Source organism: Adlercreutzia mucosicola DSM 19490 (genome assembly GCF_000422625.1).
Lineage (GTDB): Bacteria > Actinomycetota > Coriobacteriia > Coriobacteriales > Eggerthellaceae > Adlercreutzia > Adlercreutzia mucosicola.
The window spans coordinates 130,492-147,042 of sequence record NZ_AUGK01000007.1 but is presented as its reverse complement, the minus strand read 5'-3'; the positions used below and the strand labels follow the sequence as shown (position 1 = coordinate 147,042).

The 16,551-nt window shown below is 65.2% G+C and carries 12 protein-coding genes and 1 riboswitch; of the genes, 5 read left to right on the top strand and 7 right to left on the bottom strand.

Features of this window, described 5'->3' with window-relative positions; translation table 11 throughout:
- From G503_RS0105705 to G503_RS0105690, 4 genes are all read right to left on the bottom strand, one after another.
- On the bottom strand, nucleotides 1-378 hold a 378-nt coding region (locus tag G503_RS0105705; RefSeq protein ID WP_235715503.1), incomplete at its 3' end, for a helix-turn-helix domain-containing protein.
- A gap of 65 nt (nucleotides 379-443) precedes the next feature.
- Complete coding sequence (locus G503_RS0105700; RefSeq protein WP_028026818.1) at nucleotides 444-1,721, bottom strand: MFS transporter; 1,278 nt, start codon at nucleotides 1,719-1,721, stop codon at nucleotides 444-446.
- A gap of 178 nt (nucleotides 1,722-1,899) precedes the next feature.
- Nucleotides 1,900-3,144, bottom strand: a complete 1,245-nt coding sequence (locus tag G503_RS0105695) for a CoA transferase (protein WP_028026817.1) — start codon at nucleotides 3,142-3,144, stop codon at nucleotides 1,900-1,902.
- A gap of 288 nt (nucleotides 3,145-3,432) precedes the next feature.
- Entirely contained in the window at nucleotides 3,433-3,831 is a 399-nt protein-coding gene (locus G503_RS0105690; protein WP_028026816.1) for a CoA transferase, read from the bottom strand.
- Nucleotides 3,832-4,021: 190 nt separating this feature from the next.
- Here G503_RS0105690 and G503_RS0105685 point away from each other — a divergent pair, with 190 nt between their 5' ends.
- A complete protein-coding gene (locus G503_RS0105685; RefSeq protein ID WP_028026815.1) occupies nucleotides 4,022-4,750 on the top strand; it encodes a gamma-glutamyl-gamma-aminobutyrate hydrolase family protein in 729 nt (242 codons plus the stop codon).
- A gap of 227 nt (nucleotides 4,751-4,977) precedes the next feature.
- Here G503_RS0105685 and G503_RS0105680 read toward each other — a convergent pair whose 3' ends face one another.
- Complete coding sequence (locus G503_RS0105680) at nucleotides 4,978-6,717, bottom strand: FAD-dependent oxidoreductase (RefSeq protein WP_028026814.1); 1,740 nt, start codon at nucleotides 6,715-6,717, stop codon at nucleotides 4,978-4,980.
- Nucleotides 6,718-6,991: 274 nt separating this feature from the next.
- Between G503_RS0105680 and G503_RS0105675 the strand changes: the two genes are divergently transcribed.
- Both G503_RS0105675 and G503_RS0105670 read left to right on the top strand, forming a co-directional pair.
- On the top strand, nucleotides 6,992-8,458 hold the full coding sequence (locus tag G503_RS0105675) for a helix-turn-helix transcriptional regulator (RefSeq protein WP_028026813.1): 1,467 nt from the start codon (nucleotides 6,992-6,994) through the stop codon (nucleotides 8,456-8,458).
- Nucleotides 8,459-8,819: 361 nt separating this feature from the next.
- Nucleotides 8,820-9,581 carry a DNA/RNA nuclease SfsA gene (locus G503_RS0105670; RefSeq protein ID WP_051190971.1) on the top strand — a complete coding sequence of 254 codons (762 nt, stop codon included), beginning with the start codon at nucleotides 8,820-8,822 and terminating at the stop codon, nucleotides 9,579-9,581.
- A 244-nt stretch (nucleotides 9,582-9,825) separates the two neighbouring features.
- Here G503_RS0105670 and G503_RS13965 read toward each other — a convergent pair whose 3' ends face one another.
- Entirely contained in the window at nucleotides 9,826-11,193 is a 1,368-nt protein-coding gene (locus G503_RS13965) for a Na+/H+ antiporter NhaC family protein (RefSeq protein WP_156891943.1), read from the bottom strand.
- Between the two features lie 136 nt (nucleotides 11,194-11,329).
- Between G503_RS13965 and G503_RS0105660 the strand changes: the two genes are divergently transcribed.
- On the top strand, nucleotides 11,330-13,984 hold the full coding sequence (locus G503_RS0105660; RefSeq protein WP_051190969.1) for a DEAD/DEAH box helicase: 2,655 nt from the start codon (nucleotides 11,330-11,332) through the stop codon (nucleotides 13,982-13,984).
- Nucleotides 13,985-14,170: 186 nt separating this feature from the next.
- On the opposite strand, the gene G503_RS0105655 is transcribed toward G503_RS0105660, so the two are convergent.
- The gene (locus tag G503_RS0105655; RefSeq protein ID WP_028026810.1) at nucleotides 14,171-14,380 is read right to left on the bottom strand and encodes a hypothetical protein; all 210 of its coding nucleotides are present in this window, start codon (nucleotides 14,378-14,380) and stop codon (nucleotides 14,171-14,173) included.
- A 464-nt stretch (nucleotides 14,381-14,844) separates the two neighbouring features.
- A riboswitch (glycine riboswitch) is annotated at nucleotides 14,845-14,962 on the top strand.
- 64 nt (nucleotides 14,963-15,026) lie between these two features.
- Between G503_RS0105655 and G503_RS0105650 the strand changes: the two genes are divergently transcribed.
- A complete protein-coding gene (locus tag G503_RS0105650; RefSeq protein WP_035021917.1) occupies nucleotides 15,027-16,484 on the top strand; it encodes an alanine/glycine:cation symporter family protein in 1,458 nt (485 codons plus the stop codon).
- The last annotated feature ends 67 nt before the right edge of the window (nucleotides 16,485-16,551 follow it).

Genomic DNA, 16,551 nt, shown 5'->3' with positions numbered 1-16,551 from the left:
CGGTCCGCCCTCCCGGTAGGCTCTCAGCCACTTCCGCAGGGGGCTGGAGGAGGCAATTCCGAACCGGGCCATGGCCTCTGGCACGGTCAGGCCATCGTCCGCGACCGCCCTCGCGGCGGCCACCTTGGTATCGAACGAGTAGGTCTTCTTCTTTGCTCCCATGGCGGACAGGGCTCCTATGCCGACGGACCTGTAGGTGTCCAGCCATTCTCTCACAGTTCCCTCGGGGGCGCCGACCAGACGCGCGATCACGTCGCGTCCGTGTCCCTCCTCGTAGAGCCTGACGGCGCGCCGCCGCAGCTCCGCATCGCAAAGTGGTCTTCCTGTCATAAAGAAAGCCTCCCATTTCTCGTGTCCAAGAAATGGGAGGCAGTTCAAAGGAGGGCGCCTTTCGTTCGGGCGGAGTTTGCAGCCTCAGCCCGCTTGGTGAAGTAAGACCTTGTCTACTTGTTGGCCCAGGCGCGACGGCCCATGGGCACGATGACGAGAGCCAGCACGCAGATGACCACGTAGAAGATGATGTTCATCCAGAACGCGCCAGCGAAGGACCCGGTGATGTCGAAGATCTGAGCGTAGATGAGGGCGGCGAAGCCGGAGAACACATTCAGACCGGTAGCAACGATAGAGAAGATGTTCGCGTAGTCCTTGTCGCCGAAGGCCTGCTGGCAGGTCAGCGGGGGCACCACGTTCAGGGCCGAGTAGCCGATGCCGAACATACCGACGCCCACATAGAACAGCGTGGGGTTCGGACCAACGAGGAGACACACCAGAGCGCCACCGGCACCCAGCACGCCAGCCACGATACCGGAGGCAACGGCGCCGAAGTGGTCGGAAATCCAGCCGAGGCCGAACTTGCCGATCATGGAGGTCACCATGGCCACAGACACGGCCATGGCGCCGACGGCAGCACCGAGACCATCGGTCACGGAAGCGTAGGAGGCCAGCTGCTGCACGAAGGAAGCGGAGATAACGAACATGCCGGCCATCAGGATGAGCAGCCACAAGGCCGGGTTCTTCATGGCCTGGTTGCGGGTGAGACCAGCGGTTTCCTTCACCTCGGTCACGTTGGCCTCGGCGCTCTTGGCGCGATCGGCCTGAGCGGCATCGTAGCCCCAGGGCTTCACGCCCATCTTCTCCGGGCTCTCACGCAGAAGCGCGTAAGTGACGCCGGCACCGGCGATGATCACGATGACGGAGCAGATGATACGGGCAGTCTGCCAGCCCATGGAGGCGATCCAGCCGTTGATGATGGGGCTCATGATGGCGCCGAACAGCGACACGAACACGCCAATGGCGCCGATGACGGTGCCGTTGCTCTTGGAGAACCAGCGGTTCACCATGGTCGGCGTGGCGATGTACATCCAGAATGCGGCGGAAGCGCCGTAGAGCACGCCGTAGACGTTCCACTGCCAGGGCTCGGTGAACCAGGCGCAGGCCAGGTTCGCCAGAGCGAACACGAGCACAGCGGTGCCGAGCACCCAACGGGGATTGTACTTGGAAATGAGCTTGCCAGCAAAGGGGGTGCAGATGGCAGCCACCCAGGGCTGAATGGACATGAACAGCGTGGCGTCAGTGCGCGACCAGCCGAACTGATCCATGACCGGGGTGATGAACAGGCCCGCGTGATTTGCCGCGAAGCCGAGCGGGACAGCGTAGAAGGCCACACAGGCAATGGCCACTGCCCAGGCGTAATTGCTACCTTTAACTTGTGAAGTTCCCATTCTTTCTCCTTATCTCTGAACGGCTGGACTGCAATCCAGCCGTCGTATCACTAGCAAAAACCGTGCCGCAAACTCCTCTGCAACGAAGCCCGGCTACCGTTTTTGCTAATTACCCCTATACCGTGGAAAGGAGGCGGGCCACACACGAGCGCGCCCCGCGCCCCTTCCGGCAAAACGCTTACTCGCCCTTCTTGAGCACGCCCTTCTCGTAGAAGGCCTCGATTTCCTCGGGGGAATAGCCGAACTCCTCCATGATGTCCTCGGTGTCGGCACCATACTTGGCGCCGCCGCGGATCACCTGGCCCGGGTGCTTCGAGAACTTGGGCATCATGTTGACCTGCTTCACATCCTTGCCGGTGATCTCATCGTAGACGTCGATGAACACCTCGCGGGCCTGGTAGTGCGGGTCCTCCAGCATCATGGCGTAGGTCATGTGCGGGCTCACCGGAATGCCCATCTCGGAGAAGGTGCGGTTCACTTCCTCCACCGTGCGCTCCTCGCACCAGGCGTCCAGCGCGGCGCGGAACTTCGCGGCGCGGGGCGGCAGGGGCTCGTCCAGGCTCTTGCAGCCCGGGGCGCGGGTGATGGAGGCGTAGGACCCCAACGGCTGGAAGTCCTCGTCCTCGGCGAAGCCGAGGAACTCCACGAGCTTGCGCACCGGACCGGCACCGCCCACGGCAACCTGCACGTAGCCGTCCTTGCACTTCTGGGAGCCGGCGCAGGCGCCCACTAGATCCTCGTTGCCGATGCGCATGGGCTGGATGCCGTGGTTGATACCGTCGGACAGCGTGGCGCCCTGGATGCGCACGAGGGACTCGAACTGGGTGCAGTCGATGGACTCGCCCTCGCCGGTCTCACGGGCGCGGATAACGGCGGCAAGCGTGGCCCAAGCGCCCATGAGCGCCGTGGCGAAGTCGCCGGTGAAGGGCTTGGTCACGTTCGGCGGGCAGCCCGGGAAGCCGTTCAGGTTGGAATAGCCGGAGAACGCCTGGCCGATGGGATCGAACGAGGCCTTGCGCACATAGTTCGGATCGCCCCAGTTGCCGAAGCCGGAGATATGCAGGATAACGAGAGCCGGATTGGCCTCCCACAGCACCTCGTCGGTGAGGCCCCACTTGGCCCAGGTGCCGCCCTTGGAGGACTCCACCAGCACGTCGGCCCACTTCACCATCTGCAGCAGGATCTCCTTGCCCTCGGGCGAGGGAATGTTCAGCGACATCATGCGCTGGTTGCGGCGGTCCACCGACCAGGCATCGCCGTACATGCGGTACATGTCGGGGGCCATGGTGCTCTCCAGCTCGATAACGTCGGCTCCCTGCTCGGCGAACAGCTCGCACACGAACGGGGCCGCGATGACAGCACCGGCGTTGAGAACCTTCAGGTTCTGCAAGTTGCCGAACTTAGGACGCTCTGAAGACTTCATAGGCTACCTCCTTGTCTCATGGGCCCGCCGAGGCGAGCCCCCCAAGTCACGCCGCATAGCGCAGCGAGATTCCCTGATAGTTTTGCAAGCAACATGCGTGCCACATTTACAAGTGACCGCCCGTTGTTTGAGGCTATTTCAGACCCTCCTACGAGGGGTGCGGCACTCGCGTCGCCCATCCCCCACGCGATCCTCCATCGGGGCGGGGCTCACCCCGCCCGCAACTGCGACGCGCTTGCGGGCGGCCTGGCGGCCGCCCTACGAGCCGCCCCCGCATGGCATCTGCCCCTACACGCCGTGCTGGTAGTAGGGGCGCTTCCCCAAGAGCTGCTTGTCGTACATGGTGGCGATGGTGGCCCCATCGATGCCCAGCTCGCCGAGCACGTCCTCGTTGTCCTGGCCCGTGGCCGGCGCGCCGCGCCACACCCGGCCGGGGTGGTTCGCCAGATCGGGCACTACCTTCACACCAGGGATCACCGACTCGTCGTCGCAGGCCGGCCACTCGGCGATGACGCCGCGCGCCTGGTAGTGCGGGTGGTTGCGGGCGGCCTTGTAATCCATGAGCCGCGAGCAGGGCACCCCGCCGTCGGCAAGGATATCCTCGGTCTCTTCGGCAGTATGCGCGGCGAAGAAGGCGGCGAAGGCCTCCTCGGGGGCCCGTTTTCGATCCCATTTTCTGCCTTCCACGGCTGCGGGGCGTCCCTTCGCCCCCTGCTAGCAAGGTTCGTGCCAAAGAACATCGTTGCCGATGAGGCGCTCGTGGTGGTATTTTTGAGAGAAAAGCACCCCTGCCAGACGATGCGGCGCGATCGCGGCGCTGGATTCGGACATCGCGTGCCCTTTACCGACCAGGTAGAAGATAGAGGGAGCAGTACCTGTGATCATCGGCATCACCACCACGCTGAACGAAGCCGACGGCTTCCAGCGTGTGAACGTGGAGTACATCGAGAGCGTGGCGGCCACCGGGGCGCTGCCCGTGCTGCTGTCGCCCGTGGCCGGGGGCGTCACGGCAAACGAGACTTTGGCCGAAAAGGCCCTGACGGCCGTGGACGGTCTCATCATCAGCGGGGGCGGCGACATCCACCCCCGGGCCTATGATCAGGCCGCCGATGCCGATGCGGGCGATGACCTGATGGGCGTGGATGAGAACCGCGATGCCTTCGAGCTGGCCTTGGCCCGCGGCGCCCGCGAGCGCGGCCTGCCCACCCTGGGCATCTGCCGCGGTATGCAGATCATGAACGCGGCCCTGAGGGGCACCCTGCACCGCGACCTGCACGCCTGCGGCGTCACCGCCGTGGGGCACCGCCAGGAGCCGCCCTACGAGCGCACCACCGGCAGCGTCACCGTCGCCGAGGGCAGCCTTCTGGCCTGCGCCCTCGGTCGCGCGGGCCTGCTGTCGGTGAACTCCATGCACCATCAGGCCATCGACCGGCTGGCACCGGGGCTGCTCGTGGCGGCCCGCAGCGACGACCGCGTCATCGAGGCGGTGGAGGATCCCGCCCACCGCTTCTACCTCGGCGTCCAGTGGCACCCCGAGTACCTCGAGCGCCACCGCGGCCTCTTCCAGGCCCTCGCCGATGCCGCCGACCGCCCCGCGCGGCCCTAGAGAGCAGGCTGCCCCTTCCCGCGAAGCGCAGAGCCCCGCGCTCGCCAGGGTACTGGCCGGAGTCCTGGCCGGAGTCCTGGCCGGAGCCCTAGCCGGGGTACTGGCCCCGATCAGGGCCCGTGCGACCCCGACGCTGCCCGGCAGGGCCCCGGCCGTATAGCGGAGAAGCCCGCACGGGGCGGGCTTCTCCGAGGGAGGGAAAAAGACAGGACGCCACGACCGAGGCGCTAGGCCTGAAGGTCGCCGGTCAGGAAGCGCACCGCGTGACGGCCGAAGGTCACCTGGCGACCGAGGCAGTTGCCCACAAGATACACCGGGTAGTTGCCCGAGTAGTAGCTGCCCGAGCAGGTGCCCACGGCGCACAGGCCCTCGATGGGGTTGGCGTCGGCATCCAGCACCTGGGTGTCCTTGTTGATGCGCAGACCGTCCAGAGTCGTCAGCAGGGCGCCGCCGAACCATGCGCCGTAGAAGGGAGCGGTGCGAATGGCGGACAGGCGATAGGTCTCCTTGCCCATATCCACATCCTCGCCGGCATCGTAGAGCTCGTTGTAACGCTCCACCGTGGCGAGGAACTGCTCCTTTGCGTCGCCCGTAAAGCCCAGCTTGTCGGCGAGCTCATCAAGGGTGTCGGCCTTCATCATAAGACCCGTGTCGATGTACTTCTCGCTGTAGGCCTCGTCAACGGTCTTGCCCTTCAGCGTGCGCTTCCACGTACCGGCCGAGCAGCCCTGGCTCTTGAAGCGCTGCACGTCCTCGGGAGCGTTCGCGTCCATGATGAGCGCCCATACACCGCCGGGATGGTTGCTGGCCGCATGGCAGATAGCGTCGTAGTTGCAGCTCTCATTGGCGATGCGGACGCCGTTGCGGCTCACCTTCAAAAACGGCTGGCTGCCCAAGTTGAACTGGCCGCCGGTGGCAAACACCGCCTCGGAATCGTCGCTCGTGTACCCGGCGTCCACCCCCGGCTCCACGATACCGCGATCGAAGATCATGGCCGCCGGGGTCTTGTCCATATCGGCTCCGACCCACAGCGCGGCCTTGATGCCCATGCCGGTGTTGTTCTGGTTGTAATTCGTGCTCGTCACGCAGGCGGGAACAATGGGGTTGCGAGCCCGCACCATGTCGGCATTGGCCGGATAGCCGCCCGTGGCGAGCACCACGCCCTTGCTCGCGTTCACACGTACGAAGCCGTCGGGGGTGTTGAAGACGGCGCCCTCCACGCGGCCCCCGTCCTGGCGGATCAGTTTGGCGAGATCGTAGCTGTAGCTCACCTCGTGGCCCATGCCGCTGAGAATCTCGGTCATGGCCTCCACATGAACAATGCGCTCGCCCTCGCCGTCGAGGAAGGCGTGGCACTCCGGGGGAATGTAGTAGATGGTGCCGCCCGCATCGCCCTCGCCGCCGTTCTCCACATCGACGGTCACCTGGCAGGCGCCGAGCTTGTCCTCGTAAAACGCCTGGAGCCACTCCACCGTAGGGCCGCTCTCCTCAATCCAGGTTCTGGCCACGGAGGCGTCGTTCTTGAAGGAGGCGTAGCGGTTGAGCTCGTTCAGGATGCGGCCCTTGTCGATGGTCTGCCCCGTGAGCTCGGAGGTGAAGCGGGAATTCACCGCGCCCACGTCGAAGTGGGAGGCCGCCGGCTCGCTGCCCTTCTCGGCCACGATGAAGTCGACGCCCAAATCGGCTGCCGTGGCCGCCGCCATGATGCCGGACATGCCCGCGCCCACGATAAGCACCTCGCAGTCGCGCGTGGCGGTAATCTGGTCGTCGGAAATCTCGGGAGCGGACCCCAGCCAGTCGTTGGCAGAGGCGCCCTCAGAGGCGCCGCCCGACCCCTTGGTCTCGGCCATGGCATCGCCCTGCGCCTTAGGGGCGCAGCCGGCCAGACCCAACGCGGCGAAGGCTCCCGCGGCGGTGGCCCCGGTCAAAAATCCGCGGCGCGAGATACCCGATGTGTTGTTCGTCATAGTTGCCCTCCTTGCAACCTGCGGCGCCCTGGGCGCCCACTTCCCTAGCATCTTTCAGAATGCCTGCGACCGTCTTGTCGGTCGCCCCGGTCCGCGATGCCCTCGGCCCGGCTAGCGATGGCCAGTCTGCCAGCGTTCCGCCCCCACCGTCGCCCCCCTCCATGGGGCATTCTGACCGGAAAAGCCCTACCCCACCGTGGGGCATTCTGGGCTTTCTCGGGCCCCTCTCGCCGCGAGGGACGATAGAGTAGCTCATCGAAAGAGAGGACATCCCATGGCTCACCCCGCTGCACCCACCCCCGCGGCGCCCCGCTCCAGCGCGCCCTCGCGCCTGGCGGCCCTGCGCTGCCTGGGCGCCCTTATCCTGCTCGAGGCGTCGGGGGCCATCATCAATGCGACCATTTACGCGAGCATGGCCGACTTCTTCGCCATCGGCCGCGAGATCGCCACCCTCGCCAACGCCGGCGCTTTCGTCCTTTTGGCCGTCGTCGCCCTGCGGCGCCCCGCCCTCCTCAACGCCCGAATGCTCACCGCAGGCGCCTCTATCGCCATCACCGCAGGCGTCATTTGCCTGGGAGTCGGCATCGTCGCAAACAACAGCCTGCTCACCCTCGCAGGCCTTTTGTGCCGGGCGGCGGCCTCGACATGGCTCACAGGCATGTTCACCATCGCCCTCAGCACGCTCCCGACGAGCCGCAGCGTCCTGCTGGTCGCCGGCGGAGGCGCCATCCTCTCGAGCGCCGGCTGCGCTCTCATCCCCATCGGCTGGCCCACAGAAGCCGCCTGCGCGATTCTGGCGCTGTGCATACTCGCCTCCCTCGCCCTCGTCTGGAGACTCGCGGAGCCATCCCTTGCAAGCATCCGGCAAAGCGGGGCATCGGCCCTGCAGGATCTCAAGGGCTTCGCCCCCTTTGCGCCGCTCCTGCTGTGCGTGTTTCTCATCGCCACGGCCTCCGGCTACGCCATCGCCTTCAACCAGCAGAACAACGCCCCCTTGGTCACTCTCGCCAGCGACGTTATCGTGGCGGTCGCCTTCGCCATGGTCGTGATCGACAAGTCCCAGAAGAGCGAGGACCGGCTTTTCTCCCTCTCCGTTCTCCTTGTGGTGGCCGGATACCTGGTGGCGCCCTACGAGATCGCCTCCGCCGAGGGGACGACGAACTCCCTTCTGGGGGCCGGGCGCGACTGCTTCTACCTGCTGCTCTGGATCCTGCTCGCCTTCACCGGGCGGCGCAACCTGTTCATGCTGCTTCCCATGGTGGGCTTTGTGCGGGCCGCGAGCAGCCTCGGCACCGATGCCGGCGCCATGGTCGGCCATGCGACGAACCAACTCACGGCCAGCAACCCGCAGATGGCGGCCGTGTTTGCCAGCATCATGGTCTTTTGCTTCGTGGCCTTTCTCTGGCTCGGGTTCCGCCACTTCAGCTTCACGGAGGCGGTGAGCGAGGTCAGGCTCGTCACTCCCCCGGAGATCGAGCAGATCGGCAGCCACATCGACGGCGCCTGCCGCCTCCTCGGCAAGCAGCACGGGCTCACCCCGCGCGAAACGGAGATCCTCATCCTGCTGGCCCGAGGACGGGACGGCAAATTCATCGCAGAGAAATACGTCCTCTCATACCAAACGGTCAAGACCCACATCAAGCATTTATATGCGAAACTCGGTGTCCACTCGCGCCAGGAGCTCATCAACCTCACCGACCAGACCATAGCCTCAGCAGCCGGTCAGCGCCGAACGGAGTAAAGCTCCGGGCGCGATTTTGACCAATGGCCAGGACACCCGAATGGCTCGGCCCACCGAGGCCCTTTCCAAGCCCTCGCCCGCCTCACTGCGCCCCACGCGGCCGTGGGGCAGATCGACAGCCCCACCCCCCCCCCGCGCGAGCCGCCCATCGCCGACCCCCCCTGAGCACTCGGGAAAATATTGGACAAAAACGCGTCGAGTGAACTCGACGATCCACGTTGGGCCCTGTTTTTGTCACAACTCCCTATCAAAATGGATCGAAAACCCCTCTACGAGGCCCGCTGCGCCCATAATGGGACCCTAAAGAGCTCACTCGACGCGTTTTTGTCCATAATTTTACTTTCTGCTCGCAAGGATGCCCATGATCGCCCCTCACGATGCCCCCGCCCCGCTGCTGTTCCCCGAACCCTTGCGGGAAGGGACCATTCTCGCGCGGCCGAACCGCTTCATCATGGACGTGGGCTTCGGCGACGGTGTTCCCGTGCGCTGCCACTGCCCAGCCGTCTCGCGCATCGGCGACCTGGATCTGACGGGACGGCCCTGCCTGGTCTCCGACTCCCACAACCCCCGACGCAAGCTGCCCCTCACCGTGGAGGCCTTCTCGCTGCAGCGACCCGACGACCCCCATAAGCGCTGGATCGGCATCAACCAGAATGCCTCGAACCGCTATGTGGAGCACTTCCTGCGCGAGGACGCCCTCAAGGCCATCACCGGACCCGTGCGCCACCTGCGCCGCGAAGTGCCCTTGGGCTCCTCGCGCCTCGACTTCCTCGTGAACGAGAACCAATACCTGGAAGTGAAGACGCCCCTCGTGCAAATCCAGACCGCCATTCCGCCTTGGGTGCCCACGGTGCCTCCGGCCCCCTTCAACTCCACCGAGCGCGTCCAGCGCCATCTGCGCGAGCTGGCCGCGTCCCTCCAGCACAACGAGCGGGCCGTCATCCTGTACTGTCTCTACTACGCCAACGACGGCTTCCGCTACTACCACGGCACCACCTACGAGGAGGTGCTCGCTTGCGTGGGCGAGGCGCGCGCCGCCGGCGTGGAGCTCTGGCAGGCCGACTTCGCCATCACGCCCGAATCCGTGGCTCTTACCGACTACCACCCACTGGAAGAGTGGTAGCGAGCCCCGCGCGAAATCGGACGCCCGACAATCGGCCGCTCCGCCCAAATGTCCGGCCGATAGCGGCCCCGGCAGGCGCCCCGCACAGCAGCCCCCCGGCAGGTGCCCTCCCAGCAGGCGCCCCCAACGGCAACGCCCGGCAGCCGACCTTAACGGCCCCGTCAACCCTGCGCACCGCAAGAAAAGGAGCGGCCTTGCGACCGCCCCTTGCATCGTTGTCCGTGCCCTTGCGTGCCTGGAACCCCTAAGCCTCCTCGGCCACTTCCAGGACCTCTTCTTCGAAGGCCGCATGGTCGGGCTCGTAGCCGCGGTTGTCGGGCACGAGGAAGATGAACGCGAGCGAACTCAACAGCAGGAAGAACGGGTAGAACAGAAACGGCATGATCTGGAACGCCGTCACCGAGAACCCGAGCTCGGCGCAGGCGGAGATGGCCACGAGCATCTGGGCGCCGTAGGGAATCACGCCCTGGAACACGCAGGAGAAAGTGTCCAGCAGCGAGGCCGTCTTGCGCCGAGAGATGTCGTAGGTCTCGGCCATCTCGTGAGCGATGGGGTTCGCCATCACGATGGCCACGGTGTTGTTGGCCGTGGCGATGTCCATGGCACCCACCAGCAGGCCCATGCCCAGCTGGCCGCCCTTGCGACCCTTGAACACGCGCTTGATACCGTTGAGCAGGGCCACGAAGCCGCCGTTCTCGCGAATGAGGGCGCAGATGGCGCTCACCAACACGGCCACCATGGTGGTCTCGAACATGCCGGCGGCGCCGGTACCCATGTTGCCCAGCAGGTCGGTGGCTGCCACGGCGCCCTCGGCCACCACGATGATGGAGCCGGACAGGATGCCCAGCAGCAGCACGACGAACACGTTGATGCCCAGAATGCCGCCGACAAGCACGATCAGGTATGGGATGAGCTCCAGCAGGTTGTAGTCGTTCTGCACGGTGCCCGAGATGTCCGAGCCCAGAGACAGCACCAGAATGAGCACCAGCGTCACGATGGCCGCGGGCAGGGCGATCTTGAAGTTCTCGCGGAACTTGTCCTGCATCTTGCAGCCCTGACCCTGGCAAGCGGCGATGGTGGTGTCGGAGATGAACGACAGGTTGTCGCCGAACATGGCGCCACCCATAACCGAACCCACGCACAAGGGCAGGCTGAAGCCGGAGGCGGCCGACACGGCCACAGCGATGGGGGTGATCAGCGTGATGGTGCCCACCGAGGTGCCCATGGAGATGGACACAAAGCAGCTGACCACGAACAGCACGGCCACGGAGAACTCCGCCGGAATCACCGACAGCATGAGGTAGGCCACCGATTCGGCCGAGTCGCGACCCACGGTGCCCACGAACACACCGGCGGCCATGAAGATGAGGATCATGGTGACGATGGTCTTGTCACCGATGCCGCGGCCCATGATGGCCAGCTTGTCGTCGAAGGGCAGCTTCCGATTCTGGAAGCAGGCCACCAAAAGCGCGATAAGGAAGATCACCACGATGGGAATATTGTAGAAGCCCATGGAGATGCCCATACCGTACTCGAATAGAATGCCGAGACCCAGGTACAGGACGAGGAACACCCCGATCGGCAGCAGCGCCGCCACATTTCCCTTTTTCACGTTGAACTCCGTTTTCTCGTTCCAAAAATAGCAGGGGCATATACTACACCAAAATTCGCTGCCGATGCGTCATCTTCGACGCGCGGCGCTTACTTATAATAGATGGCAAACCATCGCCGCGCCAGAACGGAATCCTATGACTGACACCGACGCCACCTACGAGACCCCCGACGACATCGCCGCCGAGACTGCCGAGCGCGCCGCCGGCGCGGACGCCGACAACCCCGTCGCGCCCATCGACCCCTTCGAGCCGGGCTCGCTCGGCTGGCTTCTGCCCTGGGCCGAAACGGGCGAGGGCGACGTGCTTTCCCCCGACGAGGCCCTGGAGGTGTTCCTGGAATGGGTGGAGGCCCGGGGCATGGAGCTGTGGCCCCACCAGGAAGACGCGCTCATGGACCTGGCCGTGGGCGATTCGGTCATCCTGGGCACGCCCACCGGCTCGGGCAAGTCCATGGTGGCCCTGGGGCTGTGCTTCATGGCCATCGCCACGGGGCGCACCGCCTACTACACGGCCCCCATCAAGGCACTCGTGTCCGAGAAGTTCTTCGACATGGTAGATGTGCTCGGCCGCGACAACGTGGGCATGATCACCGGCGACAGCACCATCAATACCGAGGCGCCGGTCATCTGCTGCACGGCGGAGATCCTCGCGAACCAGGCCCTGCGCGAGGGCGCCGCGTCGAAGGTGGCCTGCGTGGTGATGGACGAGTTCCACTTCTACGCCGACCCCGACCGCGGCTGGGCCTGGCAGGTGCCCCTGCTCACGTTGACGAACGCCCAGTTCCTGCTCATGAGCGCCACCCTGGGCGATGTGACCGACATCGCCGCCCTGCTGGAAGAGCGCACGGGACGGCCCGTGGACCTCGTCACGGACGCGCCGCGCCCGGTGCCCTTGTCCTACGACTACACCTTGGAGACCCTGGAGGCCACCGTGGAGCTGGGCCTGCGGGCCGGCGAGGCGCCGATGTACATCGTGCACTTCTCCCAGGACGAGGCGTTGAAGAACGCCCGGTCGCTCGCCAGCTACGGCGTGTCGGACAAGGCCCAGCGCGAGGAGATCAAGCGAGCCATGAAGGGCACGAAGTTCACCACCCCCTTCGGCAAGATATTGCAGCGCCTGCTGGCCGCCGGTGTGGGCGTGCACCACGCGGGCATGCTGCCGCGCTACCGCCTGCTCGTGGAACGGTTGGCCCAGCAGGGGCTGCTGCCGGTCATCTGCGGCACCGACACCTTGGGCGTGGGCATCAACGTGCCCATTCACACCGTGGTGCTCACCCAGCTCACGAAGTTCGACGGGCAGAAGATGCGCCGGCTGCGCAGCCGCGAGTTCCACCAGATCGTGGGCCGCGCGGGGCGGGCCGGATTCGACACCGAGGGCATGGTGGCGGCGCTCGCCCCCGAGCACGAGATCGAGAACCACAAGGCCATGCTGAAGGCCGGCGACGATCCGAAGAAGCAGCGCCGGGTGAAGAAGAAGCAGCCGCCCGAGGGCTTCGTCAGCTGGAACAAGCAGACCTTCGAGCACCTCATCGAGAAGCCGCCCGAGAAGCTCACGCCCCGCATGCGCATCACCCATTCCATGGTGCTGTCGGTGGTGAGCCGCGGGGGCGACGCCTGGGCCAACGTGCATCAGCTCATCGCCGACTCAGCCCAATCCCCCGAGGAGAAGATCAAGCTGAACGCGCGGGCCGACGAGATCTTCCACACGCTGCTGGAGGCGGGCGTGGTGGTGCGCGGCACCGCTGAGGACGGCAGCCCCGCCTACGAGCTCACGGTGGAGCTGCCCGAGGATTTCGCCCTGGACCAGCCCCTGTCCCCCTTCCTGCTGGCGGCGCTGGACCTGCTGGATCCGGAGAGCCCCGACTACGCCCTGGACGTGATCTCGCTTGTGGAGGCCACGCTGGAGAACCCCGCCAAGGTGCTGCGGGCCCAGGAGCGCAAGGCGCGGGACGCCGCCATGGCCGCCATGAAGGCCGACGGCGTGGAATACGAGGAACGCCTGGAACGGCTCGCCGAGATCACCTACCCGAAGCCCCTGGAAGAGCTGCTCGACCACGCCTTCGATCTGTACTGCCAGTCCGTGCCCTGGGCCCGCGACTACGAACTCTTGCCGAAGAGCGTGCTGCGCGACATGGTGGAGACGGCGAGCGACTTCAAGACCTACATCGGCCGCTACGGCATCGCGAAGTCGGAGGGGACGCTGCTGCGCTACCTGTCCGACGCCTTCCGCGTGCTCGTGCGCACCCTGCCGCCCGATGCGCTGGACGATAGGCTGCGCGACATCATCGCGTGGCTCGGCTTCATGGTGCGCACCACCGACTCGTCGCTTGTGGACGCCTGGGAGAGCGCCGGCGCGCTGCCCGAGGTCGGCGCGCCGCCTGCGGCCGCCGATGCCGTGGTGGCCGACCGCCACGGCATGGAGGTGATGGTGCGCAACGCCCTGTTCGCCCGGGTGCGCCTGGCATCCCTGGACCGCACCCGCGAGCTGGGAAACCTTGACGAGAACTGGGGCTTTACCGAGCGCGCCTGGGATGCGGCCCTGGACGACTACTTCGCCGAGCACAGCGAGATTCGCATCGACGGCGACGCGCGCAGTGCGGCCTACCTGGTCATCGACGATGCTCCCGAGCAGGACGCGCACCTGTGGCACGTGCGCCAGATCTTCCTCGACGAGGACGGCGCCGGCGACTTCCGCATCGAGGCCGATGTGGATCTGGACGCCACTCAGGAAGAGGGCGAGGTCATCTTCAAGAACTATCGCGTGGGCTTTGTAGAAGATTTGGGCGAGTAGCGCCTGCGGGAGCTCTCTTGGGGCCGCCGCGGCAAGTCGACCACGCTGCGGACGCCGCGCCGACACCGTGATACCGCGGCGCCAGTACCGACACTGTGGCACCGTGGGGCCGCACCGCCGACGCCGACACCATGGCACCGTGGGACCGACACCATGGCGCCGCTCCCTCGCAATGCAAACGCTCAGCTAGCCGCTCACCCGCGAGAACTGCACCGTCTTGTGCTTCATCGAAATCTTCCCCACCTCCCAGCCGCGGCACACGAGCTCCTTCTTATAATTCAGAAACGAATGGTCTAGGGGAACACCGGCGTGCTCGCCCACCTCGTCGAAGGTGAGGGTCAGCTCCTCGCCAGGCTGGGCAGCTACCCAGTCCCACAGTTTGTCGTACTTGCTCATGGCGCGTCCTTTCCGCATTTCAAAATCCTCGAAAACGCCCCCATTCTCCCGCCCCTTCTCTTTTTAGACGAGCAGCGCGATTTTGTATCGAAAACGCGACTTATGAGCGTCTCGATGCCCATCTCGCATGAACCGCTTCATCGACATTTCAAGAAATCCCAGGTCGCAGTTTTCCAACGCATAGCACCATTACCAAATTCCGTAACACGGACGCTCATAAGTCACATTTTGCCTCATTTTTTCGACTTTCGCAGAAATCTTTCACGTCCGGTGCCTTTCGCGGACGATGCGGCAACGAAACGAACGCTAACCAAAATAGTTGTTGATCGACAACGCGTCAGGGTGTAGAGTGACCTGCGTCAATATTTCTGTGATGTCTTCGGGATGCGCAAGGCGCTCGCGTTGACGGCAGGGCGGCCCCGCCGCAATGTCGCAGCACGAACGCGGCCCCGCAAACCGGAGGCGGAGAAAACTCTGGAGAACTCTTAAGTGAGTGCCGAAGGTGCAAGGCCCCGCCCGCGCGGGCAGCTTCGCGAAGCGGAGCAGGCCGAATCTCTCAGGCAAACGGACAGAGCGATGACGCGACCTTTTTCGGCCGGCCACGCATAAGTTCCCCCGAGTTTTCTCGCGAGAAGAGGGGAACGCCGTGGAAGAGGCACTGCTTGGTATCGTTACCACCATCAACAACTATCTATCGAACTACGTCCTGATCATCCTGCTTTTGGGCATGGGCGTGTGGTTCACCGTGCGAACGCGCGGCATCCAGTTCCGCTGCTTCGGCGAGGGCTGGCGCCGCGTGTTCGGCGACTTCAGCCTGCGCGGTGGCAACCAGGGCGGCGCCATGACGTCGTTCCAGGCCCTGTCCACGGCCATCGCGGCCCAGGTGGGCACCGGCAACATCGTGGGCGCGTGCGGCGCCATCATCGTGGGCGGCCCGGGCGCCATCTTCTGGATGTGGATCATCGCGCTGCTGGGCATGGCCACCAACTACGCCGAGGCCGTCATGGCCCAAAAGACCCGTGTGGTCGATGCCGACGGCACCGTGCACGGCGGCCCGGTCTACTACATCACCACGGCCTTCAAGGGCGGCCTGGGCAAGTTCCTCGCCGGGTTCTTCGCCGTGGCCATCATCCTGGCCCTGGGCTTCATGGGCTGCATGGTGCAGTCCAACTCCATCGCCGAGACCATGAACAACGCCTTCGGCATCCCCACCTGGGTGATCGGCCTGGCCGTGGTTGTCCTCGCAGGCATCGTGTTCATCGGCGGCGTGTCCCGTCTGGCCGCGGTCACCGAGAAGATCGTGCCCGTCATGGCCCTGCTCTATATCTTAGGCTCGCTCGTGGTGCTTATCATGAACGCGGCGAACATCCCCGCCACCTTCGCGCTCATCTTCGAGTGCGCCTTCAACCCCGAGGCCAGCGTGGGCGGTGCCACCTTCGGCATCATCGCCGCCCTGAGCCAGGGCGCCAAGCGCGGCCTGTTCTCCAACGAGGCCGGCATGGGCTCCACTCCGCACGCCCATGCGCTGGCCGAGGTGAAGAACCCCCACGAGCAGGGTGTGGTGGCCATGATCGGCGTGTTCGTCGACACCATCATCGTGGTGACCATGACCGCGCTCGTGGTGCTGTCGGTGCTGTACGTGGGCGACGGCGCCCTGGCCACCGGCGACTACGCCACCCTTACCGCCGAGACCTACACCAAGACCAGCATCGCCCAGCTCGCCTTCGGCCAGTTCCTCGGCGAGAACGTCGGTGCCTGGTTCGTGGCCATCTGCCTTCTGTTCTTCGCCTTCTCCACCATCCTGTCGTGGAACCTATTCGCGAAGCTGAACGTGGAGTGGCTCTTCGGAAAGCGCGCCGTGCTGCCCTTCACCGTGATCGCGCTCGTGTTCATCTTCCTGGGCTCGCTTCTGTCCAACGACCTGGTGTGGGAGATGGCCGACATGTTCAACCAGCTGATGGTCATCCCCAACGCCATCGCGCTGTTCGCCCTGTCGGGCGCCGTGCTGGCCATCGCCAACGCCAAGCACGACAAGAAGGCCACCGACGTGGCCGAAGAGCGCCTGGAGGACAAAGAACGCGCCGCCGCCAACCGCCGCAAGTAAGCGCGATCGCGTCACCGCCTCCTCCGTGCGGGCCGCCTTCGGGTGGCCCGCTTCTTTTGGGAAGATT

Coding starts and splice junctions, on each gene's coding strand:
- G503_RS0105700 (WP_028026818.1), bottom strand. CDS start 1,721: ATGGGAACTTCACAAGTTAAAGGTAGCAATTACGCCTGGGCAGTGGCC.
- G503_RS0105655 (WP_028026810.1), bottom strand. CDS start 14,380: ATGAGCAAGTACGACAAACTGTGGGACTGGGTAGCTGCCCAGCCTGGC.
- G503_RS0105680 (WP_028026814.1), bottom strand. CDS start 6,717: ATGACGAACAACACATCGGGTATCTCGCGCCGCGGATTTTTGACCGGG.
- G503_RS0105660 (WP_051190969.1), top strand. CDS start 11,330: ATGACTGACACCGACGCCACCTACGAGACCCCCGACGACATCGCCGCC.
- G503_RS0105675 (WP_028026813.1), top strand. CDS start 6,992: ATGGCTCACCCCGCTGCACCCACCCCCGCGGCGCCCCGCTCCAGCGCG.
- G503_RS0105695 (WP_028026817.1), bottom strand. CDS start 3,144: ATGAAGTCTTCAGAGCGTCCTAAGTTCGGCAACTTGCAGAACCTGAAG.
- G503_RS0105670 (WP_051190971.1), top strand. CDS start 8,820: ATGATCGCCCCTCACGATGCCCCCGCCCCGCTGCTGTTCCCCGAACCC.